The organism is Zestomonas ipomoeae (genome assembly GCF_057128665.1).
On record NZ_JBSKHQ010000026.1, the window covers coordinates 14,882 to 41,324 of the forward strand.

Genomic DNA, 26,443 nt, shown 5'->3' on the forward strand with positions numbered 1-26,443 from the left:
TTCGCTGGATCGGGTCACCGGCCTGGGGACCTCGCCAGCATGAAAAAGCCCGGAATCATCCGGGCTTCGAGTGTACGGCGAATGGCGTCAGGCGACCTGCACGGGAATCGCATTGCTGGTGTGGCTGAGCTCGTTGCCCGGGGCCATGTACAGCATGCGTGGTTTGAAATTGGCCAGCTCGGCCTCGCTGTACTGGGCGTAGGCGCAGATGATCACGCGATGGCCGACCTGGGCCTTGTGGGCGGCTGCGCCGTTCACCGAAATCATCTTCGAGCCCGGCTCGCCGCGAATGGCGTAGGTGGTGAAGCGTTCGCCATTGTCGACGTTGTAGATCTGGATTTGCTCGTACTCGTGAATCCCTGCCAGGTCCAGCCACTCACCGTCGATGGCGCAGGAGCCTTCGTAATCGAGCACGGCGTGGGTCACTTCGGCGCGGTGCAGTTTGGCCTTGAGCATGATGGTGTGCATGGCGGTTTCCTCGTCAGGTGCACAAGCGGCGGCAGAGTGTGCCCGAACCCCAGAGGGTGATCAAGGTCACGAAACGACGCCTATGGCGGGTTATTGCAGATCGACCGTGAGGTTGTCGATCAACCGGGTGGAACCGAGAAACGCCGCGGCCAGGATCACCAGTTGGCGGTCCTCCGCGGTGGCCTGGCGCAGGCTGTTGGCCTCGCGAATCTCCAGGTAGTCCGGGCGGAAGCCGGCGGTTTCCTGTTCGGCCTTGCCGGCTTCTATCAGCCTGGCGAAATTCCGCTCGCCGTCGCGCAGGGCGGCAGCGATGTTCTTCAGGCTACGGTACAGCGCCGGCGCGACGGCGCGCTGGGCTTCGCTCAGGTAGCCGTTGCGCGAAGACAGGGCCAGTTCGTCGTCGGCGCGCACCGTCGGCTCGCCGACGATCTGAATCGGCATGTTCAGGTCGCGCACCAGCGCGCGGATCACCGCCAGTTGCTGGAAGTCCTTCTGGCCGAACACGGCGAGATCGGGCTGCACCATGTTGAACAACTTGGTCACCACCGTCGCCACGCCTTCGAAATGCCCCGGCCGGCTGGCGCCGCACAGGCCTTCGGAGACGCCGGGCACGCTGACGCGGGTCTGGCCGTCCATGCCGTCCGGGTACATCTCCTCGACCGTCGGCGCGAAGAGCAGATGGCAGCCGGCATCGAAGAGTTTCTCCTGGTCGGCGGCGAGGGTGCGCGGGTATTTGGCCAGGTCCTCGCTGGGGCCGAACTGCAGCGGGTTGACGAAAATGCTGGCGACCACGAAGTCGACGCGCTGGCCGGCCTTCTCCACCAGCGCCACGTGGCCGGCGTGCAGGTTGCCCATGGTCGGCACGAAACCGATGCGTTTGCCTTCGCCGCGGGCGCGGGCAACGGCGGCGCGCAGTTCGCGCACGGTCTTGACGGTGTTCATGCGGAGAATCCGTGTTCGGCGGCGGGGAATTCACGGCTCTTCACCGCGCTGACGTAGGCGGCGATGGCCGCCTGGATGTTCGGCTGGCCTTCCATGAAGTTCTTCACGAACTTCGGCGTACGGCCGGTGAGAGACAGGCCGAGCATGTCATGCAGCACCAGCACCTGGCCGTCGGTGGCGCTGCCGGCGCCGATGCCGATCACCGGAATCTTCACCGCCTGGCTGATCTCCTCGGCCAGTTCGCTGGGTACGCACTCCAGCAGCAGCATGGCGGCGCCGGCCTGTTCCAGCGCCATGGCGTCGGCGCGCATCTGCCGGGCCTGGGCCTCCTGGCGGCCCTGGACCTTGTAGCCGCCGAGGATGTTCACGGCCTGTGGCGTCAGCCCCAGGTGCACGCAGGTGGGAATGCCGCGTTCGGCCAGTTGGCGCACCGGCTCGGCGAGCCAGGCCGCGCCTTCCAGCTTGACCATGTGCGCGCCGGCCTGCATCAGCGCGGCGCTGTTGGCGAAGGTCTGTTCCAGCGTGGCATAGGCCATGAACGGCAGGTCGACCAGGATCAGTGCGCCCTGGTTGCCGCGCTTGACGCTGGCGACATGGTAGGCCATGTCGGCGACGCTGACCGGCAGGGTGCTGTCGTGACCCTGCAGGACCATGCCGAGGGAGTCGCCGACCAGCAGCACTTCGACGCCGGCCTGGCAGGCCGCCTGGGCGAAGGTAGCGTCGTAGCAGGTCAGCATGGCGATCTTTTCGCCGCTCTGCTTGAGGCTATGCAGGGTGGTCACGGTGATGTCGGTCATGGTGCGGTCCTCAGCCAATTTCGGCCTCAATTGGGCATCCCGTCCGGCTCGATCCGCGAAGATCGGGTCCGTGTCGCGGTGGCGCTGGGCGCCGGGGCGGGGCAACGGGACGCCTATAGTCCCGATGGGGGGGCATGAAGTCAATTGGGAGTGTTACCCCATTGTTACGCCCGTTACCGGCCGGGACAGAACGGTCAGAGCCGCTCCAGGCCCTGGAACGGGCAATCGGCGAGCAATGCGGCGAGCGTGCGGCCATCCGGCAGGTGCAGGTCGGCGGCGATTTCCGCTAACGGGTAGAGCACGAAGGCGCGCGCATGCATGTGGTAGTGCGGCACGGTCAGGCGCGGGTCGTCGATGCGACGCTCGCCGAACAGCAGGATATCCAGGTCGAGGGTGCGTGGGCCCCAGCGTTCGGCCTTGCGCTGGCGGCCCTGCCGCAGTTCGATGCGTTGCAGCTCGTCGAGCAGCGCCCAAGGCTCCAGTTCGGTGTCGAGTGCGGCCACGGCATTCACGTAGCGCGGCTGGTCCGGCGGGCCGAGCGGATCGCTGGCATAGAAGGAAGATACCTGCGCTACCCGCGTGTCCGGCAGACGGCCCAGCGCTGCCAGGGCGTCCCGCAACTGCGCCAGCGGTTCGGCGAGATTGCTGCCGAGGCCGATATAGACCCGTTCCATCGGTTACTCGTCGAGCGGGGCGGAGGAGCCTTCGGTGCGCGGTCCGCGGCGCTTGCGGCCGCTGCGACGACGCTTGCGGGGAGCGCTGCCGCCTTCGTCCTTGCCGCTGAGATCGCGGATCATGGCGCGGCGTTCGCTGTCGCTGGCCTCCTGGTATTCGGTCCACCACTCACCGAGGCCGTCGGTCTGTTCGCCGGCCTGTTCCCGCAGTAGCAGGAAGTCGTAGCCGGCGCGGAAGCGCGGGTTCTCCAGCAGCAGGTCGGCACGCTTGCCATGGCGGCGCGGCAGGCGTTCCTGCATGTCCCAGATTTCGCGGATCGGAATAGTGAAGCGCTTGGGCACCGCAGTACGGCGGCACTGCTCGGCGATCAGCTCGTGGGCCGCCTCGTTCATAGCCGGAATCGGCGGCATGCCGTTCGCCTGCAGTTGCGCCGCGCGCTCCGGCAGGGCCGGCCAGAGCAGGGCGGCGAAAAGGAAGGCGGGTGTCACCGGCTTGCCCAGTTCGATGCGCTCGTCGGTATTGGCCAGCGCCTGGCGGATCAGCTTCTCGGTGTACTCCGGGTCGCGTTCCAGCGCCTTGGCGGTGGCCGGGAACAGCGGTGCCAGCAGGTCGTACTCGAGCAGCAGGTCGAAGGTGTACTCGGCCTGCCCGGCGAGGAACAGCTTGAGGATCTCGTCGAACAGGCGGGCCGACGGAATTTCATTGAGCAGCGGCGCGAGGCGGCCGATCGGCTCGGCGCTGTGCTTCTCGATGTCGAAGTCGAGCTTGGCAGCGAAACGCACCGCGCGCAGCATGCGTACCGGGTCTTCCTGGTAGCGCTGCTCCGGATCGCCAATCAGCCGTACCAGGTGGTTGCGGATGTCGTGCACGCCGCGCGCGTAGTCGAGAATGCGCTCGGTGACGGGGTCGTAATACAGCGCGTTGATGGTGAAGTCGCGGCGCTGGGCGTCGTCTTCCAGGCTGCCGTAGACGTTGTCGCGCAGGATGCGGCCGCTTTCGTTGCGCGAGGACAGGTGGCTGTCCTCCTCGTCGTCGCCTTCCGGATGATTGGCGCGGAAGGTCGCGACCTCGATGATCTCGCGACCGAAGTGCACATGCACCAGTTTGAAGCGCCGGCCGATCACCCGCGCATTGCGGAACTCGGCGCGGACCTGTTCGGGAGTGGCGCTGGTGGCGACGTCGAAATCCTTCGGCTCGAGGCCCAGCAGCAGGTCGCGCACGCAGCCGCCCACCAGGTAGGCCTGGTAGCCGGCCTTTTGAAGGCGCTCGACGACGCTGACGGCATAGCGGCTGATTTGCTCGCGGCGCAGCGGGTGTTGCCTGGCGCTCAGCACTTCGGGGGTGCTGCGGGGGTGGTGGACGCGGCGCTTGGGCGAGCGGAAAGACTGGAACAGCTTCTTCAGCATGGGATGCACTGTGTGACGAAATGGCCGGCCAGAACGAAAGATGACCGCATGGTTGCCGCGGATTCTAGCATTGGCTCGGAAGATGGGGTAGGCGATGGCCGGGGAGGGGGCAAAGCACTGGGGGAGCCGAAGCTCCCCCTCAAGTAGTTGCGTGCTTTGTTTTTATTATTAGGTCGGCCTTGTTGTTTTTGTTGTCCGACATAGTCTGCCAAGCCTGTGGCCCGCAGATTGCCTCCCAGATCGGGAGCCAAGAGCAAACGGATTTCTTTGAACGCTGATGTTGCCATGTGACCCAACCAGTTCTGGCACTGCCTCGGGGCAGTCTTGTTGTTCTCGGCCTGGTTGTGGGGCGAACCCCGAAGGCAACTCCTCTCCAAAAGAATCAGTTAGCTGCGCCTCCGCCTTATTGTTTTTGTTGTGCTGGAGTCGATACGTCTTATTTTTATTGTGTAGGGCATTGCTTGTTATTGTTGTTGTGCCAGAGATAAAGCAGATGCCATGCCAACTTTTGCGAACCCTTGTAAATCAATGCCTTGGTGTCATTTCGCGTTTTCCGGTGGGCCGAAAAAGAGCGAATTCCCGTTACGATAAGACCCGGCTTTGTTACGCAATGTTTGGAAGGTAACAGCGTGGGGAACCTGGCAGGGTTGTCCATGTCACGCGACGGGGCTGATGGCGGCCCGGGGGAGGGGTGAGGCTTTTGCCGGCTTGAGTGGGCTGCGCGGGGCCGTGCCCCTGGATGCCAGGGGCTGGGAAGCAGGGCGTTCAGGAACCGGTCGCGGCACCGGATTTGCGCCGCGGGATGCCCAGGCGCTGACGGCGTTCCCACAGGCACTTGCGGCTGATGCCGAGCTTGCGGGCCAGTTCGGTTTCGGTCATGTGGTCCTGGTGCTCGAGTACGAAGTGTTGGAAGTAGTCCTCCAGCGACAGGTCCTCGGTCGGTTCGTTGCCCCCGTTACCGGTGCCGCCGGCGCTGTGGGACAGGCCGCCATCGAGGAAGTCCTCGTCGTCCAGGTCGCTCAGTTCGATGTCGATGCCCAGCAGGTCGGCGGCGATCTGCGGCCCTTCGCAAAGGATCACCGCGCGCTCGATGGCATTTTCCAGTTCGCGCACGTTGCCCGGCCAGGGGTAATGGCGGATCGCCTGCTCGGCATCGGGGGCGAAGCGCAGCTCGCCGCGTCCCTGACGTGCGCATTGGCGCGCCAGGAAGACCTGGGCGATTTCGTTGACGTCACCGTCGCGCTCGCGCAGCGCCGGCAGCTTGAGTGCGATCACGTGCAGCCGGTAGTAGAGGTCCTCGCGGAACTGGCCGACCTTGGCCAGGCTCTTCAGGTCGCGGTGGGTGGCGGCGATCAGGCGCACGTCGACCTTCTGCGACTGCACCGAGCCGACCCGGCGGATTTCCCCTTCCTGCAGCACGCGCAGCAGGCGTGCCTGGGCCTCGAGCGGCAGTTCGCCGATCTCGTCGAGGAACAGCGTGCCGCCGTCGGCCGCTTCCACCAGGCCGGCGCGGCCGGCGCTGGCGCCGGTGAAGGCGCCTTTCTCATGGCCGAACAGTTCGGACTCGATCAGGGTTTCCGGGATGGCCGCGCAGTTCACCGAGATCATCGGCGCCTTGGCGCGGCGGGAGAGGTTGTGCAGCGCGCGGGCGACCAGTTCCTTGCCGGTACCGGATTCGCCCTGGATGAGCACGGTGGAGTCGGTCGGCGCGACCTTGCGGATTTTGCCGTACAGCTCCTGCATGGAGGTGCAGGAACCGATGATGCCGATCTCGCCGTCGGCGTTGGTCGCCGGCTTGTCGGCATCGCGGCCGCCATTGCCGGCGCTGCGCTCGCTCGGGCCGGCGCTCTTGGCTTCCTGGCGCTCGCGCAGGATGCGGGCCACCGCCTGCAGCATTTCGTCATGGTCGAAGGGCTTGGCGATGTAGTCGACTGCGCCCATCTTCATCGAATCCACCGCCGAGCGCAGGCTGGCGTAGCTGGTCATGATCAGCACCGGGGTGCCCTGGGCCAGCTTGATCAGCTCGGTGCCCGGCGCGCCTGGCAGGCGCAGGTCGCTGACGATCAGGTCGAAACTGGGAATGCTGAAACGCTCCTGGGCTTCCTGCACCGAGCCGGCTTCGCTGACCTGGTACTGGTTGCGCTCGAGCAGGCGGCGCAGGGCGGAACGGATGATGGTTTCGTCTTCGACGATCAGAATATGTGGCATTAATTCGGTCTCTCGACGATCTCAAATCGCTGGCTAGATAACGGCGGACGTCGCTACGACATAACGGGGCAGAGTGACCCGGAACCGGGTGCCGCGTTGTTGCTCCGGCTCGGCCGGGCTGTCGATGGTGATTTGCCCATAATGCTCTTCCACGATGGAATAGACCAGTGCGAGGCCGAGCCCCGTGCCCTGGCCGGGGTCCTTGGTGGTGAAGAAGGGCTCGAACAGGCGGTCGCGGATCGCCTTGGGAATACCGCTGCCCTCGTCCTCGACGATCAGGTCGACGGTGTGCTCGGTGGCCTCGCTGCGCACGCGGATGGCGCCGCCGGCGGGCGAGGCATCGCGGGCGTTGGAGAGCAGGTTGATCATCACCTGCACCAGGCGCTGGGGGTCGCCTTCGACGCAGTGCTCCGGCTCGCAGAGGTTGTAGAACTGCACCTCGACGCTGCGCTTGTTCAGCGACAGCAGGGCGATGGCTTCCTGGGCGATGTCCGCGAGACAGACCGGTTCGTTGCCGCCTTGGCGACCGCCGGCGTGGGCGAAGCTCATCAGCGATTGCACGATGCGCGAGACGCGCTTGGTCTGCTCGATGATCTGGCTGCTGATCTCGATGATCTCGCCGTCCTCTTCGCGCTCCTCCCGCAGGTTCTGCGCCAGGCAGGCGATGCCGGTGATCGGGTTGCCGATCTCGTGAGCCACCCCGGCGGCCAGCCGGCCGATGCTGGCCAGGCGTTCGGAATGCACCAGTTTGTCTTCCAGCGCCTGGATCTCGGTGAGATCTTCCACCAGCAGCACCAGGCCGCTGTTGCCCGGCGCCAGGGGTTCGTCGATGGCGGCCTTGTGCAGGTTCAGCCAGCGGGTTTCGCCGTCCAGGCCCAGGCGACGCTTGTGCAGGTGTTCGTCGGGGGCGGCGATGAAGTCTTCCAGCAGACCGCGCCAGGGCTGGCCGATGGTCGACAGGCGTGAGCCGACCACGCGCTGCGCGGGAATCTCGGTGAGTTCCTCCATGGCCTTGTTCCACATGAGGATTTCCTGGTCCTTGGCCAGCGAGCAGACGCCCATCGGCAGCTCCTGCAGGGTCTGCCGGTGGTAGCGGCGCAGGGCATCCAGTTCGGCGGCGAGGCCAGTGAGCCGCGAGTGGTAGTCCTCCAGGCGGCTCTCGATGAAGTGGATGTCCTCGGTGACGTAGCCTTCGCTGCCGGTCTTGTAGGGCAGGAAGGTCTCGACGATGTCCTGGGCCACGCTCGGTCCCATCAGGCCCGACAGGTTGGCCTCGATGCGGTCGCGCAGGCGGCGCAGGGCGTACGGGCGGCTTTCGTCGAACGGCAGGTGCAGGTCGCGCAGGGCTTGTTCGACTTCGCGCTGGGCGGTCTTGGCGCCAAGCGGTTTGGCCAGCTGGGTGGCGAACTCCTGCGGCGAGGCGGCCATTAGTTCGCGTCGCTGCGGGCGGCGCACATTGTCTACGGCACAGGCTTCGGCGGCGCTCTTTTCCTCGGCGCTGGTATCGGTGAACAGCGAGACCAGGGAGAACACCACCACGTTGGCCGCCAGCGAGGCGATGGCCGCCAGGTGCCAACTGGTGTCGTCGAGCACATACACCAGGTTGAACATCGGCAGGTAGAAGCCTTGCAGGTTGCCCACCAGCGGCAGCAGCATGGACACCGCCCAGACCGCGATGCCGGCGAGCAGGCCGGCGATGTAGCCGCGACTGTTGGCGGCCGGCCAGTAGAGTACCGAGAGCGCGCCGGGCAGGAACTGCAGGGTGGCGACGAAGGCGACCAGGCCGAGGTTGGCCAGGTCCTGCTCGGCGCCGAGCAGCAGGTAGAAGCCGTAGCCGGCGAGGATGATGGTGGCGATCAGCGCGCGGCGGGTCCATTTCAGCCAGCGGTAGATGTTGCCCTCGGCCGGCGGCTGGTAGAGCGGCAGCACCAGGTGATTCAGCGCCATGCCGGACAGCGCTAAAGTCAGCACGATGATCAGGCCGCTGGCCGCGGACAGGCCGCCGACATAGGCGACCAGTGCCAGCACCTTGCTGTTCACCGCGATGCCGAGGCCCAGGGTGAAGTACTCCGGGTTGGTGGTGGCGCCGAGCTTGAGGCCGGCCCAGAGAATCAGCGGCACCGCCAGGCTCATCAGCAGCAGGAACAGCGGCAGGCCCCAGCTGGCGCTGACCATCGCCCGCGGGTTGAGGTTCTCGGTGAAGGTCATGTGGTACATGTGCGGCATGACGATGGCCGAGGCGAAGAACACCAGCAGCAGAGTGCGCCAGGGGCCTTCCTGCAACGGCGTGTGCAGGGTGGCCAGGGCCTCCTTGTTCTGCAGCAGCCACTGCTCCAGTTGCTGCGGGCCGTCGAACACGTTGTACAGCGCGTAGAGGCCGATGATCGAGATCGCCACCAGCTTGACCAGCGACTCGAAGGCGATGGCGAATACCAAACCCTCGTGTTTCTCGCGGGTGGCGATGTGGCGGGCGCCGAACAGGATGGTGAACAGGATGATCAACCCGCAGAACGCCAGCGCCACGCGTTCCTGTACCGGCTCGCGGGTGAGGATGCCGATGGAGTCGGCCACCGCCTGGATCTGCAGCGCCAGTAACGGCAGCACGCCGATCAGCATGAACAGTGTGGTCAGCGCCCCGGCCCAGGTACTGCGAAAGCGGAAGGCGAACAGATCGGCCAGCGAGGATAGCTGGTAGGTGCGGGTGATGCGCAGGATCGGGTAGAGCAACACCGGCGCCAGCAGGAAGGCACCAGACACGCCGAGGTAACTGGCGAGGAAGCCGTAGCCATATTGATAGGCGAGGCCGACGGTGCCATAGAAGGTCCAGGCGCTGGCATAGACGCCCAGCGACATCACATAGGTCAGCGGATGGCGGGTGATCCAGCGCGGGATCAGGCCGCGCTCGCTGACCCAGGCGACGCCGAACAGCACCAGCAGGTAGGCGGCGCTGATCAGGATCAGTTGGCTAAGGCTAAAGCTCGTCAGCATCGCGTTGGCTCTGCAGGATGAAGGTCACGACGATGAGAATCAGCCACAGCAGATAGGGCCGGTACCAGGCGCCATTGGGGTCGATCCACCAGTCCATGATGGCGGGGGAGAACAGGTAGATCCCCACCACCAGGATCAGGACCAGTCGATAGATATACATGGAGGGGCTCGTGTCGGGCGGTAGGGGGGATGGTAGAAGCCTCGAGCCGCCAGCCGCAAGTTTCACGTGGCCGGCGGCTTAGCGCAGTTGCGCCTCCGCCAGCGTGCGGCAGCGCGGAATGCGTCCGGCGTCCCAGTGGGCGATGCCCCAGGCGAGCAGCTCGCCGGCACCGGCGCCGTCGAGGTCGGCCGGGGGCTGCTGGCCGAGGGCGCGCAACGCGCGTAGCAACGGCGGGCCGGCCTGGTCCGCCGGCAGCGGCGGCGAGCGATAGCTCTTGCCGAGCTTGTGGCCGTCCGGTTGGATCAGCAGCGGAACATGCAGGTAGCGGGGCTGGGGCAGGCCGAGCAGCTCCTGCAGGTATAGCTGGCGCGGGGTGGAGTCGAGCAGGTCGGCGCCGCGTACCACGTCGGTCACCCCCTGCGAGGCATCGTCGAGCACCACGGCCAACTGGTAGGCGTAGAAGCCATCGCGGCGGCAAATGACGAAATCGCCGACCTCGCGGCCGAGGTGCTGGCGGAACTCGCCCTGCACCCGGTCGACGAAGGCGTATTCCAGCTCGGGCACGCGCAGGCGAATCGCGGCGCCTGCGACGGGCTGGCCGGCGTCGCGGCAGAAACCGGGGTAGATGCCGGCGTAGCCTTCCAGGCGCTTGCGCGAGCAGGTGCAGGCGTAGGCCAGGCCCTGCTCCAGCAGGCGCTCGACCACTGCGGCATAGGCCGTGTGGCGTTCGCTCTGGCGCACCAGTTCGCCGTCCCACTCGAAGCCGTAGGTTTCCAGGGTGCGCAGGATCGCGGCTTGGGCGCCGGGTACTTCGCGCGGGGGGTCGAGGTCTTCCATGCGCAGCAGCCAGTGGCCGCCGACGGCGCGGGCGTCGAGATAGGAGGCGAGCGCCGCGACCAGGGAGCCGAAGTGCAGGTAGCCGCTGGGGGTGGGGGCGAAGCGCCCGACGTAGGCAGGATTATTCATGGGTAAAACGAAACGGGGCGCCGTAGCGCCCCGTCGTGGGATCAGGAACCGAGTTGCTTTTCCTTGATCTCCGCCAGTGTCTTGCAGTCGATGCAGAGGGTGGCGGTGGGGCGGGCTTCCAGTCGACGGATGCCGATCTCGACGCCGCAGGAATCGCACCAGCCGTATTCGTTGTCTTCGATCAACTGCAGGGTTTCGTCGATCTTCTTGATCAGCTTGCGCTCGCGGTCGCGGGCGCGCAGTTCGAGGCTGAATTCCTCTTCCTGGCTGGCGCGGTCGGCCGGGTCGGGGAAGTTGGCGGCTTCATCCTGCATGTGGTGTACGGTGCGGTCGACTTCCTCCATCAGCTCCTGCTTCCACTTGTTCAGGATGCCGGTGAAGTGAGCGCGCATGCGATCGCTCATGTATTCCTCGCCCTTGGTGGCCTGGTAGGGCTCGAAACCGCGAACGAGTTGATTGCTGGTGGGTGTCGTTTTGGTAATGGGCATGGATGACCGCCTCTCGCTATATCCATTGCGCAGGTTGTTGTCCCTCGCCGGACGACCGACCCTGCGGCTGCAAGCGGGCGAACTTACCAGAACACGTCGGGGTGCGCTACTCCCGGATGCCATGGCGGCTGCAGCAGCGTTGGGACTATGGGTAGAATTCATGTTTCGCTTCAGCCAGAGATAATCATGTCCTCGTCATTCAGTGCACGCAGTCGCGCCATCGAACCCTTTCATGTCATGGCGCTGTTGGCGCGGGCCAATGAGTTGCAAGCGGCAGGCCATGACGTTATCCACTTGGAGATCGGCGAGCCGGACTTCTCCACCGCCGCGCCCATCGTCGCCGCCGGCCAGGCCGCCTTGGCAGCCGGGCACACCCGCTACACCGCCGCCCGTGGCCTGCCGCAGCTGCGCGAGGCGATCGCCGGCTTCTACGCGCAACGCTATCGATTAAGCATAGACCCCGAACGCATCCTTATTACGCCCGGCGGTTCCGGCGCGCTGCTGTTGGCGGTCGCCCTGCTGGTCGATCCGGGCAAGCACTGGTTGCTGGCCGATCCCGGCTATCCGTGCAACCGGCACTTCCTGCGCTTGGTGGAAGGCGCGGCGCAACTGGTGCCGGTGGGACCGGAAACCCGCTACCAGCTGAGCGCCGAACTGGTGTCGCGGCACTGGGACAAGGACTGCGTCGGCGCTCTGGTGGCGTCGCCGGCCAATCCTACCGGCACTTTGTTGCAGCGCGAGGAGCTGGCGACGCTGTCCGTTGCCCTGAAACAGCGCGGCGCCCATCTGGTGGTGGACGAGATCTACCATGGCCTGACCTACGGCATGGATGCCGCCAGCGTGCTGGAGGTGGACGACGACGCCTTCGTGCTCAACAGTTTCTCCAAGTACTTCGGCATGACCGGCTGGCGCCTGGGCTGGCTGGTGGCGCCGAAACCCGCCGTGCCGGAGCTGGAGAAGCTTGCACAGAACCTCTACATCAGCGCGCCGACCTTGGCCCAGCACGCGGCGCTGGCCTGCTTCGAACCGGCTACCCTGGAAATCCTCGAGCAGCGCCGCGCAGAGTTCGCCCGCCGGCGCGACTACCTGCTGCCGGCACTGCGCGAGCTGGGCTTCCGCATCGCCGTGGAGCCCGAGGGCGCCTTCTATCTATATGCGGACATCTCGGCGTTTGGCGGCGATGCCTTCGCCTTCTGCCAGCACTTCCTGGAAACCGAGCACGTGGCTTTCACCCCTGGAGTCGACTTCGGCCGTCACCTGGCCGGCCAGCATGTGCGCTTCGCCTATACCCAGAGCCTGCCGGTGCTGGAGCAGGCGGTCGAGCGCATCGCCCGTGGGTTGAAGCGCTGGCAGCCCTGATGCGCTTTGCCACGCCGCTCGAAGAAGGCCGTCTGCTGCGCCGCTACAAGCGTTTTCTCGCCGATATCGAAACCGCCGACGGCGAAGAGCTATGCATTCACTGCCCGAACACCGGGTCGATGCTCAATTGCATGGCCGAGGGCGGCCGTGTCTGGTTCAGGCGCTCGCAAGATCCCAAGCGCAAGCTGCCGGGTACCTGGGAACTGAGCGAGACCCCGCAGGGACGGTTGGCCTGCGTCAACACCGCGCGGGCCAACCCGCTGGTGGAGGAAGCGTTGCTTGCCGGGGTGATCGGCGAGTTGCGTGGTTTCAGCGGGCTCAAGCGCGAAGTCGCCTATGGCGAGGAGAACAGCCGCATCGACTTTCGCCTGGAGTTCGCCGAAGGGCCTGCTTACGTAGAGGTGAAGAGCGTCACCCTGGGCTTCGCCGACACGCCGGTGGCGGCCTTTCCCGATGCGCGGACGCAGCGGGGTGCCAAGCATCTGCGCGAGTTGGCCACCCTGGCCCGGCAGGGCGTGCGGGCCGTGCAGCTGTATTGCGTGAACCTGTCCGGCATCGACGCGGTTCGCCCGGCGCAGGAAATCGATCCGCTCTACGCGTCGGCCTTGCGCGAAGCGGTGGAGGCCGGCGTGGAAGTGCTGGCCTATGGCGCTGAACTGAGCCCGGAAAAGATCCGTCTGGTTCGTCGGCTCGAGGTACGGCTATAGGGCGGGTGCGTCAGGTTGGCAGCGGCGGGTTACGGACGATTAAGCATCGATCCAGATGCCGTCGGCATCTTCCTGGCAGTTCACCGTGCGCAGCGACTGCCCGGCGCAGGGGCCGGCGACGCATTCGCCGGAGTCGATGAGGAACAGCGCGCCGTGGGTGGCGCATTGGATCAGGCTGCCGCTGGCGTCGAGGAACTGGTCGGGCAGCCACTCCAGGGGAATGCCGCGGTGTGGGCAGCGGTTCTCATAGACGTGGACCCGGCCATGCCGGCGCACCGCCAGCACTTTCAGCCCATCGAGCAAAAAGCCCCGGCTCTGGCCTTCGGCCAGGTCTTCCGGGGCGCATAGACGCTTCATCGCAACCTCCACAGTGAAGGCGGATTATCGCGTAGTGCCAAGGTGTGCGCATCCTTGCGCGGTGGAGATCAATACTGCCAGGTGGCGGCCAGGCGCAGGCTGCGACCGGTCTCGCTGTAGTAGTCGTCCGGCTGGGTCAGGTTGCCATCGGGTACGTTCAGCGCGTTCCAGTATGTTTTGTCCAGCAGGTTGAACAGGCCGGCCTGGAGCTTCACGCCCGGTAGCGCGGCGGGTTTCCAGTAGCCGCTGAGGTCGACCACGCCGTAGCCGGGCGCCTGGAAGTCGTTGGCGTTTTCCACCTTGTCGCGGGCGCGGGCGGCAGTCAGGGTCAGGTCGGCGCCGTAGCGGTCATGCTCGTAGCCGAGGCCGAGCAGGGCGGTGAGCGGCGCCACCGAGTTGAGGTGCTGGCCGCTGTCGCGGTCCTTGCCCTGCGCCCAGGCCAGCGAACCCCAGAGCGTCCAGTGCGGCACGAACTGCCAGTGGGCCCGGCCTTCGGCGCCGTAGATGCGCACCTTGGCGCGGTTCTCGGCGCGGGTCACGCCCATCGGGTAGTCGGCCGGGTCCAGGCCCAGCGCGGCGATGGCGGCGGAATCGATGGCGATGCCGTCATCGATGAAGTTCCGGTAGCGGTTGTCGAACAGGGCGAGGCTGCCACCCAGTTGGCGGTCGCCGAGCTGTGTGCCGACCTCGAAGCCGTTGCTTTCCTCGGGCTCGAGATCGGGATTGCCCAGGCGCAGGTAGGTGCCGGGGGCGCCGTAGTTCATGTACAGCTGGGTGGCATCCGGGGCCTTGAAGCCCTGTGCCCATTGCGCGTAGAGCAGCGCCTCCGGCGCCAGTTGCCAGGTGGCCAGCAGGCTGGCGGAGAGCTTTTCGTCCTCGCTGGCCTGCAGGGCGGAGCGGTTGCCCGGGTTGGAGTTGCTGGCGTAGTCGCCGCCGGATTGCGGCTCCTGGCGGTAGGCGTCGTAGCGCAGGCCAGGCGTGAGCTTGAGCCGGCCGTCGAGCAGGCTGATCTCGTCGGCCAGGTACAGCGCCCACTGGCGGCCCTCGGCCTTGGGCATGTCCGCCTGGTTGGTGTGCAGGAACTGGCAGGCCGCCGGGCCCATGTACAGTGGCGAAGCGGGCGGCGGTACCACCAGGTTGGCCGGGCAATTGTCGTAGCCTTCGGAGACCTGCTCGGTGTCGATCCAGTACAGCTCGCCGCCGACGGTCAGGTCATGGTCGAGCCCGGCCCATTCGAACTGCTTGCCGAGGCTGCCAGAGGCGCCGTACAGCTCCTTCTGGATGCGGTTCGTTCGACCGAACGCACCGCTCGGGTATTTGTAGGGATTGCCGCCGGGACCGAAGACGAAATCCGGAATGCCGGCGCGGGCGTCTGCGGCCCGCATGGCGTCCTGGTCGTCCTCGCGTTCGACCTGCTGCCAGTAGACGATGGCCTGGGCGCGGTCGACCAGGCCTTGCCGGTCGATGGCGCGGTAGTCGTAGTCCACCGACAGGCGCTGGCGGCGGGAGGTTTCCCGCGTGCTGTTTTCCCCGATCAGGTAGGTGCTGCCCTGGTTGCTGCGGCTGTCGATGTCTTCGTCGCGCTCGAACAGCTCGCCAGTCAAGCCGAGGCGATGGCCTCCGTCGAAACGCTGTTGCAGCTTGATCAGCAGGCTCTGTTGCGTGGTGTCGGCGGGGTTGGCCTCGCTGCGCCGAGTGCCATGGAGGTTGGCGTCGCCCTGGCTCTCCCGCTCGTGGCCCTGGCGCTGGCCACCTTGCAGCAGCCAGTAGGTGTCGTCGGCGCGGCCGGCCAGGGCAGCATTCAGCCCCCAGCTGTGGTCGGCGCTGTCGTAGTCGCTCTTGATCAGGCTGGCGAAGTCGCGATCTGCGGTCAGCAGGTCCTCCGGGTCGAGGGTGAACAGCTGCACCGCGCCGCCCAGCGCGCCGGAACCGACCCGGCTGGAGTTGGCACCGCGCACGATGTCCACCGCCGACAGTCCGTCGAAGTCGACCGCGCCGAGGCCGCCCTGGGCGCCGCCGGTCGGTCCCTGGCTGCGTGCGCCATCGGTCAGCCATGGCAGGCGGATGCCGTCGATGGTGGTCAGCACCCGGTCTCGATCCAGGCCGCGGATATTGATGCTCTCATTGACCCGGTTGAAGTAGACCCCCGGCTCGGCGCGCCGACCGAGGTCGGCGAAATCACGGACCATACGCTTGTCGAGGGCATCGGTGTCGGTGCGCGTGCGGGTTGGCAGTGTCTGCGCGGCGGGTGCTGTTACCTGCAGTGGCGGCAGCTCGGCAGGCGTTTCGGCAAGGGCGAGGGAGGGACTGAGCAGCAGCAAGGCGAGCCATGAACGGCGCGCGAATGGCGGGTGGTTCGGCATGTGGACTCCTGAGGGTGCGGGCGGCGGCTTCTGTGTCCGCCGGATTGCGTCGGCGGCAGACGGTAATGCGGTTGACTTTCAAATGCAAACAATTATCAAATAGATTTGAGTGTGATAGTCGACCGCTTTTCTCTTCGCCAGGTGTCCCTGCCTGGCATAACCCGATCCGTCCAAAGGAGTGCCTGACATGCAGACCCAAAGCCCCAGCGCCAACCCCCTCTACCAGGCCTGGCAGGCCCTGCGTGCCGAGCAGCCGCGGCTGCGCGCGCGGGATGCCGCTGCGCAGTTGGCGGTGAGCGAGGCTGAGCTGGTCGCCAGTCGTCTTGGCCAGGGCACGCTGCGCCTTCGCCCGGACTGGGCCAGGCTGCTGCCGGCCCTGGGCGAACTGGGCCAGGTGATGGCGCTGACCCGCAACGAGCACTGCGTGCATGAGCGCAAGGGCTGCTACCGCGAAGTGACCGTGGCCGGCAGTGGGCAGATGGGCCTGGTGGTGTCGGCCGACATCGACCTGCGCCTGTTTCTCGGCGGCTGGGCCAGTGTCTTTGCCGTGGAAGAGGATTCCGGCCAGCGCAGCATCCAGGTGTTCGACCGGCAAGGTACCGCGGTGCACAAGGTATATCTCACCGAGCGCAGCGAGCAGGCGGCCTGGGCGCCGTTGCTGGTGCGCTTCGCCGCCGAGCAGCAGGACGCCGAGTTGTACTTGCAGCCCGCGCCGCTGCCCGCGATCCGCAAGGCCGATGCCCTGGTGGACGCTGCGGCGCTGCGCGATGGCTGGGCCGCGCTGCAGGACACCCACCACTTCTTCGCTCTGTTGAAGCGGCATGGCGTCACCCGGACCCAGGCCCTGCGCCTGGCGGGCCGGCAATGGGCCGAGCGGCTGGAGCCGGCGGAGTTGCCGCGACTGCTGGAGGCCGCTGCGGCACAGGAAATGCCGATCATGGTGTTCGTCGGCAATGCCCACTGCATCCAGATCCACAGCGGCCCGGTGAAGAACCTGCGCTGGCTGGACACCTGGTTCAACGTGCTCGACCCCGAATTCAATCTGCATCTGAAAACCACAGGCGTTGCCCAGCTGTGGCGCGTGCGCAAGCCCAGCAGCGACGGGGTGATCACCAGTTGGGAGGCGTTCGATGCCGACGGCGAGCTGATTGTGCAGCTGTTCGGCGCCCGCAAGCCCGGCGTGCCGGAGCGCGACGACTGGCGTGCGCTGGCGGAACGTGTGCCGGCGCAGGAGCACTGAGATGGGCCACGTAATCCGTGTCACGCCGCGCACCCTGCTGGCCTGGGCCGCTGCGCTGTTCTGCACCGCCGGCCAGGCCGAGGCGCCGCGCTGGGTGAGTGCCGGCGGCGCGCTCAGCGAATGGGTGGTGGTGCTGGGCGGCGAAGATCGCCTGGTGGGGGTGGATACCACCAGTCAGCATCCCGCTTCGCTGACCGAGCTGCCGAGCATCGGTTACCAGCGCCAACTGGCCGCCGAAGGCATTCTCGCGCTGCGCCCTCAGGTGCTGCTGGGTAGCGAGGAAATGGGCCCGCCACCGGTGCTGGCGCAACTGGCCGCTGCCGGCGTGCGAATCGAACGGTTGTCGGCGCAGGCGGACTTGCAGGTGCTGCAGGGCAATCTGCAGCGCCTGGGCGAGTTGCTCGGCGAGCCGGCGCGGGCCGAGCAGGCGCTGGTCGACTATCGCCAGCGCCTGGAGACGCAGCGGCGCTGGGTCGACCGGGCCCGGCAGGGCGGCAAGGCGCCGCGGGTCCTGTTGTTGCTCGGCCACGCGGGCGGCAGCCCGCTGGTGGCCGGGCGCGACACGGTCGCCGATTGGTTGCTGGAACAGGCCGGTGGCCGCAATCTCGCCCGCCACCACGGCTACAAGCCGTTGTCCGGCGAAGCCCTGGCGGCGCTCGATCCCGATGTGCTGGTGGTCGCCGACCGCCGCCTGCAAGGCGCAGCGGCCCTGCAGGCGCTGCTCCAGCACAATCCCGCCCTGGCCACCTCCCGCGCGGTCCGCGATGGCCGCCTGCTGGCGCTCGATCCGACCCTGCTGGTGGGCGGCCTCGGCCCGCGCGTGCCGGATGGGCTGGCGGTGCTTGCAGCGGCCTTTTATCCTTCCGCGCAAGCCCTGACCGCCGAAGCCCCGCGATGACCTCAGTCGTAAAGCCCCGCCCCTTGTTCATCGCACTGGGCCTGTTGTTGCTGCTCGCCCTCTGGCTGTCGCTGGCGCTGGGACCGGTGAGCCTGCCGCTGGGCGATACCCTCGGCGCGGCCTTGCGCCTGCTGGGCGTGCCCGTGCCGGCCGACGGCCTGGAGCGGGCCGAGCTGATCCTCGGGCAGATCCGTCTGCCGCGCACCCTGCTCGGGCTGGCGGTGGGCGCGGTGCTGGCGCTGACCGGGGTGGCCATGCAGGGGCTGTTTCGCAACCCGCTGGCCGATCCCGGCCTGATTGGCGTCTCCGGCGGCGCGGCCCTGGGTGCGGCCATCGCCATTGTCGGTAGCGCGTCGTTCGGCGGACTCCCGGCGGCCGTCGAGCCCTACCTGCTGTCCGCCTGCGCCTTCGCCGGCGGGCTGACCGTGACTACGCTGGTCTATCGCCTGGGCCGTCGCGACGGCCAGACCAACGTCGCCACCATGCTGCTCGCCGGTATTGCGCTGACGGCCCTGGCCGGTGCGGCCATCGGCCTGTTCACTTACCTCGCCGACGATGCCACCCTGCGCAGCCTGACCTTCTGGAACCTCGGCAGCCTCAACGGTGCCAGCTATTCGCGGCTCTGGCCGCTGCTGCTGGTGACCCTTGGCGTGGCTCTGTGGCTGCCGCGTCGGGCGCGGGCGCTGAATGCGCTGCTGCTGGGCGAGTCGGAAGCGCGGCATCTCGGCTTCGAAGTCGAGCGGCTGAAGCGCGAGCTGGTGTTCTGCACTGCGCTCGGCGTCGGCGCGGCGGTGGCGGCGGCGGGCATGATCGGCTTCGTCGGCCTGGTGGTGCCGCATCTGGTGCGGTTGCTGACCGGCCCCGACCATCGCCTGCTGGTGCCGGCTTCGATGCTGGCCGGCGCCAGCCTGCTGCTGCTTGCCGACCTGGCTGCCCGCCTGGTGCTGGCGCCTGCCGAGTTGCCCATCGGCATCGTGACGGCGCTGCTGGGGGCGCCGTTCTTCCTTTATCTGCTGGTGCGGGGGCGGACCTGATGCTGATTGCGCAACGACTGTCGGTGCGCCGTGGCGCGGCCACCGTCCTGATGGATGTCGACCTGGCACTGCGCCCCGGCGAACTGCTTGGCGTACTTGGCCCCAACGGCGCCGGCAAGAGCACCCTGCTCGGCGCGCTGGCGGGCGAGTTGCAACCGGCCGAGGGGCGGGTGCTGTTGCACGACCGTCCGCTGGACGACTGGTCGGGCCCGGAACGGGCGCGGCGCCTGGCGGTGCTGCCGCAAAGCTCGACGCTGAACTTCGCCTTCACCGTCGAGGCGGTGGTCGCCATGGGTCGCCTGCCCCATGCCAGCGGCCGACGGCGTGACGACGAGATCGTCCTGGCGGCGTTGCAGGCGGCGGATGCGGAGCATCTGCGCGGGCGCAGCTATCTGGAGCTGTCCGGTGGCGAGCGCCAGCGCGTGCACCTGGCACGGGTGCTGGCGCAGCTCTGGCCGGGCGGGGAGGGGCAGGTGCTGCTGCTTGACGAGCCCACCTCAATGCTCGACCCGTTGCACCAGCACACCACCTTGCAGGCCACTCGTGCCTTTGCCGACCAGGGCGCCGCAGTGCTGGTGATCCTGCATGACCTCAACCTGGCCGCGCGCTATTGCGACCGCTTGCTGCTGCTCGACCGAGGTCGGCCCCACGCCCTCGGCACACCCGCCGACGTGCTCCGCGCCGAGCCCTTGCAGGCCGTGTTCGGCCTGGAGGTCCTGGTGCAGCGGCATCCTGAGCGCGGGCATCCGTTGATCGTGGCGCGCTAAGGTTGCCTCTTTCACTCAATCACTTTCCGGGTCATTCATGCGCTTACTTCTGATGCTCGGCTTCGCCTTCCTGACCGCCTGCCAGACCTTGCCACCGCTGCCGGAATGGCAGAGCCCCGATGGCCGCGAGCATGGCGATCTCGGCGTGATCCGCGACCTGCGCACCGGCGAAGCCCTGACCGCCGGGGAGCTGGTGGTCCGCCTGGCCGACGCCGAGCGGGTGCTGATCGGCGAGAAGCATGACAACGCCGACCACCATGCCCTTCAGCTCTGGCTGCTGAAGGCACTGGCGGTGCGCCGCGAGCCGGGCAGTCTGCTGCTGGAGATGCTCGATTCGTCGCAGCAGGCCAAGGTGGACGCCGTGCGTGCGGCCAGCGCGTTGCCGGACGAACTGCCCGTTGCCCTGGGCTGGCAGTCCGGTTGGGACTGGGCGCTGTATGGACCGCTGGTGGAGTACGCCCTGGTTCAACGCTATCCCTTGTTGGCGGCCAACCTGAGTCGCGACGAGCTGATGGCGGTCTATCGCCGACAGCCGCGCCTGCCGGACGGGGCATCCACCACCTCGGCAGTGCATGAGGCGCTGCTGGCGCAAATCCGCGAGTCCCACTGCGGCAAGCTGCCGGCCTCGCAACTGCCGGCCATGCTTGCCGTGCAGCAGCAGCGCGACCGGCGCATGGCCGAGGCGCTGCTGGCCGCCCCGACGCCCGCGGTAGTGCTGGCCGGCGCCTTCCATGCACGCCGCGACCTCGGCGTGCCGCTGCACCTGGCCGACCTGGGCGCTGGGCAGGGCACGCGGGTGCTGATGCTGGCGGAAGTGGGCGGCCCCGAGATACGCGCTGCGCAGGCCGATTTCGTCTGGTATACCCCGGCCATGCCGGAGCAGGATTACTGCGCCGCGTTCGGTACTCGGTGAGGGTCCCGCTGCCCTGGCGAACTGGCAGGGGTTGCCCAGCCCAGTCTGGCCATACCTCATAGGGGCGAATTCATTCGCCTGACGGGGCCAGGTTTGGCGAATGAGTTCGCCCCTGCCTGGCGTTCCGATTGGCTTGGCCCGCCACCGTCGGCACCGAGCCGGAGACGGCTCTGCCGGGCGCTCTCCCAGAGCATTTCCACCCCTACCATGGTCGCGAAGCGCGCCGAGCGAATAATCGGCCACACTTACCGCCAGGAGGTAAGTAGCCATGGCCAATCGAACGCTGCGGGCTCAGCGACTGGTAGCGCTGTTCATGCTCGGCGGCCTGCTGTTCAGTTATCCGTTGCTGGCGCTGTTCGATCACGAGGGCCGGTTGTTCGGCATTCCCGTGCTGTTCGCCTACCTGTTCGGCGCCTGGGCGCTGTTGATCGTGCTGCTGGTGCTGGTCGTCGAGCGTTCCAGGCGTTGAGGGGGCAGGGCGAATGCAGCTTGGCGGCCTGATCCTGCTGGCCTCGTTCGGCTACCTGGGCGTGCTGTTCGCCATTGCCTACTGGGGCGACAAGCGCGCCGACGCCGGCCGCTCGATCATCGCCAATCCCTACATCTATGCCTTGTCCCTGGCGGTGTACGCCACCTCCTGGACCTTCTACGGCAGCGTCGGCCGGGCGGCGGCCAGCGGCGTCGGATTCCTGCCTGTGTACCTCGGGCCGACGCTGATGGCGGCGCTGTTCTGGTTGGTGCTGCGCAAGATGATCCGCATCAGCAAGGTCAACCGCATCACCTCCATCGCCGACTTCATCGCTGCCCGCTACGGCAAGAGTGCGTTGCTGGCAGGGCTGGTGACGCTGATCGCGGTGGTCGGCGTGGTTCCCTACATCGCCCTGCAGTTGAAGGCGGTATCCGGCAGCTTCCTGATCCTCTGGCAGTACCCGGCGGTGCAGATGCCCGACCGGGGCCAGGCCCTGGCGCCCTGGCAGGACACCGCGCTGTACGTGGCGCTGCTGCTGGCACTGTTCACCATCCTGTTCGGCACCCGCCACCTGGATGCCACCGAGCGCCACGAGGGCATGGTGGCGGCCATCGCCTTCGAGTCGCTGGTCAAGCTGGTGGCGTTCCTGGCGGTCGGGCTGTTCGTCACCTTCGGCCTCTACCAAGGCTTCGCCGATGTCTTCGCCCAGGCCGAGCGCCTGCCGGATATCGGGCGCCTGCTGAGCCTCGGCGGTACGCCTGGCAGCTATGGTTCGTGGACGGCACTGATGCTGCTATCGATGTTGTCGTTGCTGCTGCTGCCACGGCAATTCCAGATCAGCGTGGTGGAAAACGTCGACGAGAACCACCTGAACAAGGCGATCTGGCTGTTTCCGCTGTACCTGCTGGCGATCAACCTCTTCGTACTGCCGATCACCTTTGCCGGGTTGCTGCATTTCGCTCCCGGTATGGTGGATGCCGATACCTTCGTGCTGACCCTGCCGATGGCGCACCGCCAGGAGGTGCTGGCCCTGCTGGTGTTCGTCGGCGGATTGTCGGCGGCGACCGGCATGGTGATCGTCGAGACCATCGCCCTGTCGACGATGATCTGCAACGACCTGGCGATGCCCCTGCTGTTGCGCTGGAAGGCCCTGGGCCTGGCGCGGCGGGCGGATCTGTCGCGCCTGCTGCTGGGTATCCGCCGCGGCGCCATCCTGCTGCTGATGTTGCTCGGCTACCTGTACTATCGTGCCGCCGGCGAGGCCTATGCGCTGGTGTCCATCGGCCTGGTGTCGTTCGCCGCGGTGGCCCAGTTCGCCCCGGCGCTGCTCGGTGGCATGTACTGGAAGCAGGGCAGCCGGCTCGGCGCGCTCTGGGGCCTGAGCCTGGGCTTCCTGCTGTGGGGCTACACCTTGTTGCTGCCGGCGTTCGTCAAGTCCGGCTGGTTGCCCCTGGCAATCCTCGATCAGGGCCCGTTCGCGATCGCCTGGCTCAAGCCGCTGGGGCTGTTCGGCCTGCAGGGCTGGGACGAGATCAGCCACGCGCTGTTCTGGAGCCTCAGCGCCAATCTCGGGGCGTACATCGCGGTATCGCTGTTCAGTCGCCGCAATGTCGGCGAGCAGGCCCAGGCCCATGCCTTCGTCGAAGTATTCAGCCTGACCGATGCGGGGGCCAGCCTGTGGCGCGGCAGCGCCTCGGTGACTGAGGTGATGGCCTTGGTCGGGCGCTTTCTCGGTCCGGTGCGCGCCGAACAGTCGTTCGCCAGCTACGCCGCGCGGCATGGCCTGGCTGTCGCGCAGCTGCAGCCGGACGCCCAACTGCTGCATTTCGCCGAGAAGCTGCTGGCCGGGGCCATCGGCGCGGCTTCGGCGCGGGTGGTGCTGGCCTCGGTGGTGCAGGAGGAGCCGCTGGGCATGCCCGAGGTGCTGCACATTCTCGACGAGGCCTCTCAGGTGCTCGCCTACAGCCGGCAGCTGGAGCAGAAGTCCGCCGAGCTGGAGGCCACCAGCGCGGAGCTTCGTGCCGCCAATGCGCGCCTCACGGAGCTGGATCGGCTGAAGGACGACTTCATCTCCACCGTGACCCACGAGCTGCGCACGCCGCTGACATCGATTCGCGCGCTGGCGGAAATCCTCGACGGCAATCCCGAGCTGGCGGCCGACAAGCGCGCACGCTTCGTCGCCATCATCGTCAAGGAGAGCGAGCGCCTGACCCGGCTGATCAACCAGGTGCTGGACCTGGCCAAGCTGGAGTCGCAGCGCGCCGAGTGGCGCAGCGAGGCGGTCGACCTGAAGGCGGTGATCGAGGATGCGCTGAGCACTACCGGCCCGCTGCTGGAAGAGCGCCAGGTGCGGGTGCATTGCCAGCTTCCCGAGCGGGTGCCGCCGATCCAGGCGGACCGCGACCGACTGCTGCAGGTGCTACTGAATCTGATCGGCAACGCGGTGAAGTTCTGCGACCGCCAGCAGGGTCGTATCGATATCTCGCTGCGGGAACAGCCCGGCGCGCTGCAAGTGGACGTGCGCGACAACGGGGCGGGCATCGCCCCGGCCGACCAGCAGACCATCTTCGAGAAGTTTCGCCAGGTCGGCGACAGTCTCACCGCCAAACCGGCGGGCACTGGCCTGGGACTGCCGATCAGCCGGCGCATCATCGAGCATTTCGGCGGTCGGTTGTGGGTAGACAGTGTGCCGGGGCAGGGCGCGACCTTTTCCTTCAGCCTGCCCTTGGCCAAGGGGAGTTCAACATGAGCAAGAGCATTTTGATCGTCGATGATGAGCCGAACATCGTCCTTTCCCTGGAATTCCTCGTCGAGCAGGCCGGCTACCGGGTGCGCGTCGCCCACGAGGGCCAGGAAGCGCTGGACGCCATCGCGCAGGAGGCGCCGGACCTGGTGCTGCTGGACGTGATGATGCCGCGCCTGAGTGGCTTCGACGTGTGCCAGCGCATTCGCCAGAACCCGGCTTGGCAGGGCGTGCGCGTGATCATGCTCACCGCCAAGGGGCGCGAGGTGGAGGTGAGCAAGGGGCTGGCGCTGGGTGCCGATGCCTACATCACCAAGCCGTTCGCCACCCAGGCGCTGTTGGCGGAGATACGTGCCCAGCTGGGGGATGACTGAGCGATGGGCGCTTCCTCCCGCTTCGTCCTGCAGCTGGCGGCGCTGGCCGGTTTCGCCGCGCTGCTGTTCGCCGTCGTCGGCGTGCCGCTGTGGCTCGACCTGAGCCTCGCCGAACGCGAACTGGTGCGCGGTCTGCTGGCCGAGCGTGCAGCCTTGCTGGCATTGCTCGGGCTTGTGCTGCTTACCGTACTGGGCGCCTCGCTGCGTTACTGGCGCCGGGCTTATCCGCTGGCGGCGCGACGCCTGGAGGAGGAGATCGGCATCATTCACCGGGTCAATCCGCGTCACCGGGTGGTCATCGCCGGGGCCAAGCCGCTGCGTCGCCTCGGGCATGCGCTGAACGCCTTCGCCGAGGCCCACCTGGCCCAGCGCGAGGACATCGAAGGGCGCATCGCCGAGGCCAACGGTCGTCTCGAGCAGGAGAAGAATCGCCTCGCCGCGTTGATGTCCGAGCTGGCCGAGAGCGTGCTGGTGTGCACTGTCGAAGGCCGCATCCTGCTCTACAACCCACAGGCCAGCCAGTTGCTGGAAGGCCGCGAGCCCGGCGCAGTGGGCCTCGGTCGCTCGGTATACGGCATCGTCGACCAGCGCCTGATCGCCCATGGGCTGGACCAACTGCGCCAGGGCCTGGAGCGCGGCACCCCCGCTTCGGCGCACTTCGTCACCGCCCGCGGCGGCCTGTTGCTGCGCGGGCGCCTGGCGCCGGTCCTGGATGGCGAAGGCGGCATGCTCGGCTTCGTGCTGATTCTCGACGACGTCACCCGCAGCGTCGACCTGGCCAGCCAGCGCGAACGCCTGCTGCGCCAGCTTGGCGAAGGCAGCCGCGCGGCGTTGGCCAACCTGCGGGCGGCGGCGGAAACCCTCGAACAGTACCCACAGATGGACGCCGAGCGCCGGCAGCGCTTCGGCGAGGTGATCCGCGACGAGGCCGAGCGCCTGACGGTCCAGCTCGAACAGAGCCTGGCGCAGCAGGAGGCGTTGCCCGGGGGGCAGTGGCCGTTGGAGGACATGCTCGCCAGCGACCTGGCGGTGGCCCTGCAACGCCACCTCAACGGCGTGCAGGGGCTCAAGGTGCGTTGTCGCGACTACGCCGAGCCACTGTGGCTGAGTGTCGACAGCTACTCGCTGGTGCAGGGGCTGAGCCAGTTGCTCGGCGACCTGCTGGCCGCCTGCGGCGCTCGCGAAGTCAGCCTGGAGCTGTCCGCCGCCGGCCGCTTCGCTCGCCTGGCCCTGTGCTGGGGGGGGCGCGCGCTCGATCCTGGACTGATGCAGCAGTGGGAAGAGCGACCGCTGCAACTGGGCGGCACCGACCCGGCCGGACGCAGCATCAAGGAGCTGCTGGAGCGGCATGGCGGCGAGCTGTGGCACCAGACCGACCGCGCCAGCGGGCGCAATCGCCTCTGCCTGCAGTTGCCCACCACCCAGCCGCTGGCGCCTGCCACGAGGGTGCAAGGACGGCCGGTGTATTACGACTTCGATCTGTTCAGCCAGCCGGGCCAGAGCGCCGAGCTGGACCAGCGGCCGCTCGGCGAGCTGTCGTATACCGTGTTCGATACCGAGACCACCGGCCTGTCGCCGTCGGAAGGCGACGAGATCATTTCCATCGGCGCGCTGCGGGTGGTCAACGGTCGCCTGCTGCCGCAGGAGTGCTTCGACCGCCTGATCAACCCGCGTCGGCCAATCCGCCGCGAATCCCAGGCGATCCACGGCCTCACCGCGCAGATGCTTGCCGACCAGCCAGGCATCGAGGAGGTGCTGCCGGCCTTCCATCGCTTCGCCGAAGACACCGTGCTGGTGGCACACAACGCCGCCTTCGACATGCGTTTCCTGCAGTTGAAGGAGGTGCAGACCGGCGTACGCTTCATCCAGCCGGTGCTCGACACGCTGCTGCTGTCGGCGTTGGTCCACCCGGGCCACGGCGACGACGCCCATCGCCTGGAATGCATCGCCGAGCGCCTGGGCGTCACGGTGGTCGGCCGCCACACCGCCCTGGGCGACGCCCAGGTCACCGGCGAAGTGCTGCTCAAACTGATCCCGCTGCTCGCCGAGCAGGGCATCCACACCCTTGGCCAGGCGCGGGAGGCCTCGCGGCGCACGCCCTATGCGAAGCTGAAATACTGA

General features: G+C 67.3%; 23 protein-coding genes. 11 read left to right on the forward strand and 12 right to left on the reverse strand.

Annotation, left to right across the window (positions count from 1 at the left end; translation table 11 throughout):
* Window positions 1–87: 87 nt before the first annotated feature.
* The 10 genes from panD to dksA all read right to left on the reverse strand — a co-directional run bounded on the left by panD (window position 88) and on the right by dksA (window position 11,098).
* Window positions 88–468: an aspartate 1-decarboxylase gene (panD, locus tag ACWKV7_RS21600; RefSeq protein ID WP_483859767.1), complete on the reverse strand. Its 381-nt coding sequence runs from the start codon at window positions 466–468 to the stop codon at window positions 88–90.
* Window positions 469–558: 90 nt separating this feature from the next.
* Complete coding sequence (gene panC, locus ACWKV7_RS21605) at window positions 559–1,410, reverse strand: pantoate--beta-alanine ligase (protein WP_483859768.1); 852 nt, start codon at window positions 1,408–1,410, stop codon at window positions 559–561.
* Entirely contained in the window at window positions 1,407–2,207 is an 801-nt protein-coding gene (gene panB / locus ACWKV7_RS21610) for a 3-methyl-2-oxobutanoate hydroxymethyltransferase (protein ID WP_483859769.1), read from the reverse strand. Before panB ends, panC begins: the two co-directional genes overlap by 4 nt.
* A gap of 194 nt (window positions 2,208–2,401) precedes the next feature.
* Window positions 2,402–2,881, reverse strand: a complete 480-nt coding sequence (gene folK, locus ACWKV7_RS21615; protein ID WP_483859770.1) for a 2-amino-4-hydroxy-6-hydroxymethyldihydropteridine diphosphokinase — start codon at window positions 2,879–2,881, stop codon at window positions 2,402–2,404.
* Between the two features lie 3 nt (window positions 2,882–2,884).
* Complete coding sequence (gene pcnB / locus ACWKV7_RS21620; RefSeq protein ID WP_483859771.1) at window positions 2,885–4,288, reverse strand: polynucleotide adenylyltransferase PcnB; 1,404 nt, start codon at window positions 4,286–4,288, stop codon at window positions 2,885–2,887.
* 765 nt (window positions 4,289–5,053) lie between these two features.
* Complete coding sequence (locus tag ACWKV7_RS21625) at window positions 5,054–6,496, reverse strand: sigma-54-dependent transcriptional regulator (protein ID WP_483859772.1); 1,443 nt, start codon at window positions 6,494–6,496, stop codon at window positions 5,054–5,056.
* A gap of 33 nt (window positions 6,497–6,529) precedes the next feature.
* Window positions 6,530–9,484, reverse strand: coding sequence for a sensor histidine kinase (locus ACWKV7_RS21630; RefSeq protein WP_483859773.1), 2,955 nt, complete (start codon window positions 9,482–9,484; stop codon window positions 6,530–6,532).
* Window positions 9,468–9,644, reverse strand: a complete 177-nt coding sequence (locus ACWKV7_RS21635; RefSeq protein WP_003244646.1) for a hypothetical protein — start codon at window positions 9,642–9,644, stop codon at window positions 9,468–9,470. Before ACWKV7_RS21635 ends, ACWKV7_RS21630 begins: the two co-directional genes overlap by 17 nt.
* A 78-nt stretch (window positions 9,645–9,722) precedes the next feature.
* Window positions 9,723–10,610 (reverse strand): tRNA glutamyl-Q(34) synthetase GluQRS, encoded by an 888-nt coding sequence (gluQRS, locus tag ACWKV7_RS21640; RefSeq protein WP_483859774.1) that lies wholly within the window; start codon window positions 10,608–10,610, stop codon window positions 9,723–9,725.
* A gap of 41 nt (window positions 10,611–10,651) precedes the next feature.
* Complete coding sequence (gene dksA / locus ACWKV7_RS21645; RefSeq protein ID WP_483859775.1) at window positions 10,652–11,098, reverse strand: RNA polymerase-binding protein DksA; 447 nt, start codon at window positions 11,096–11,098, stop codon at window positions 10,652–10,654.
* Between the two features lie 186 nt (window positions 11,099–11,284).
* On the opposite strand from dksA, the gene ACWKV7_RS21650 reads away from it, so the two are divergent.
* Entirely contained in the window at window positions 11,285–12,457 is a 1,173-nt protein-coding gene (locus ACWKV7_RS21650; RefSeq protein ID WP_483859776.1) for a pyridoxal phosphate-dependent aminotransferase, read from the forward strand.
* Window positions 12,457–13,164: a DNA/RNA nuclease SfsA gene (gene sfsA / locus ACWKV7_RS21655; RefSeq protein WP_483859777.1), complete on the forward strand. Its 708-nt coding sequence runs from the start codon at window positions 12,457–12,459 to the stop codon at window positions 13,162–13,164. Before ACWKV7_RS21650 ends, sfsA begins: the two co-directional genes overlap by 1 nt.
* 39 nt (window positions 13,165–13,203) lie before the next feature.
* On the opposite strand, the gene ACWKV7_RS21660 is transcribed toward sfsA, so the two are convergent.
* Together ACWKV7_RS21660 and ACWKV7_RS21665 are read right to left on the reverse strand one after the other, a co-directional pair.
* Window positions 13,204–13,521: a Rieske (2Fe-2S) protein gene (locus tag ACWKV7_RS21660; protein ID WP_483859778.1), complete on the reverse strand. Its 318-nt coding sequence runs from the start codon at window positions 13,519–13,521 to the stop codon at window positions 13,204–13,206.
* A gap of 68 nt (window positions 13,522–13,589) precedes the next feature.
* Window positions 13,590–15,884, reverse strand: coding sequence for a TonB-dependent hemoglobin/transferrin/lactoferrin family receptor (locus tag ACWKV7_RS21665; RefSeq protein WP_483859779.1), 2,295 nt, complete (start codon window positions 15,882–15,884; stop codon window positions 13,590–13,592).
* A gap of 187 nt (window positions 15,885–16,071) precedes the next feature.
* Between ACWKV7_RS21665 and ACWKV7_RS21670 the strand changes: the two genes are divergently transcribed.
* The 9 genes from ACWKV7_RS21670 (at window position 16,072) to ACWKV7_RS21710 (ending at window position 26,443) form a co-directional block, all read left to right on the forward strand.
* Window positions 16,072–17,124, forward strand: coding sequence for a hemin-degrading factor (locus tag ACWKV7_RS21670; protein WP_483859780.1), 1,053 nt, complete (start codon window positions 16,072–16,074; stop codon window positions 17,122–17,124).
* Between the two features lies 1 nt (window position 17,125).
* Window positions 17,126–18,022 carry a heme/hemin ABC transporter substrate-binding protein gene (locus ACWKV7_RS21675; protein WP_483859781.1) on the forward strand — a complete coding sequence of 299 codons (897 nt, stop codon included), beginning with the start codon at window positions 17,126–17,128 and terminating at the stop codon, window positions 18,020–18,022.
* Window positions 18,019–19,056: a FecCD family ABC transporter permease gene (locus ACWKV7_RS21680; protein ID WP_487249233.1), complete on the forward strand. Its 1,038-nt coding sequence runs from the start codon at window positions 18,019–18,021 to the stop codon at window positions 19,054–19,056. Before ACWKV7_RS21675 ends, ACWKV7_RS21680 begins: the two co-directional genes overlap by 4 nt.
* Window positions 19,056–19,823, forward strand: a complete 768-nt coding sequence (locus ACWKV7_RS21685; protein ID WP_483859782.1) for a heme ABC transporter ATP-binding protein — start codon at window positions 19,056–19,058, stop codon at window positions 19,821–19,823. Before ACWKV7_RS21680 ends, ACWKV7_RS21685 begins: the two co-directional genes overlap by 1 nt.
* A gap of 37 nt (window positions 19,824–19,860) precedes the next feature.
* On the forward strand, window positions 19,861–20,736 hold the full coding sequence (locus ACWKV7_RS21690; RefSeq protein WP_483859783.1) for a ChaN family lipoprotein: 876 nt from the start codon (window positions 19,861–19,863) through the stop codon (window positions 20,734–20,736).
* A 268-nt stretch (window positions 20,737–21,004) separates the two neighbouring features.
* Window positions 21,005–21,205: a hypothetical protein gene (locus tag ACWKV7_RS21695; protein ID WP_483859784.1), complete on the forward strand. Its 201-nt coding sequence runs from the start codon at window positions 21,005–21,007 to the stop codon at window positions 21,203–21,205.
* Between the two features lie 13 nt (window positions 21,206–21,218).
* A complete protein-coding gene (locus ACWKV7_RS21700) occupies window positions 21,219–23,954 on the forward strand; it encodes an ATP-binding protein (protein WP_483859785.1) in 2,736 nt (911 codons plus the stop codon).
* The gene (locus ACWKV7_RS21705; RefSeq protein WP_483859786.1) at window positions 23,951–24,322 is read left to right on the forward strand and encodes a response regulator transcription factor; all 372 of its coding nucleotides are present in this window, start codon (window positions 23,951–23,953) and stop codon (window positions 24,320–24,322) included. Before ACWKV7_RS21700 ends, ACWKV7_RS21705 begins: the two co-directional genes overlap by 4 nt.
* A 3-nt stretch (window positions 24,323–24,325) precedes the next feature.
* Window positions 24,326–26,443 (forward strand): 3'-5' exonuclease, encoded by a 2,118-nt coding sequence (locus ACWKV7_RS21710; protein WP_483859787.1) that lies wholly within the window; start codon window positions 24,326–24,328, stop codon window positions 26,441–26,443.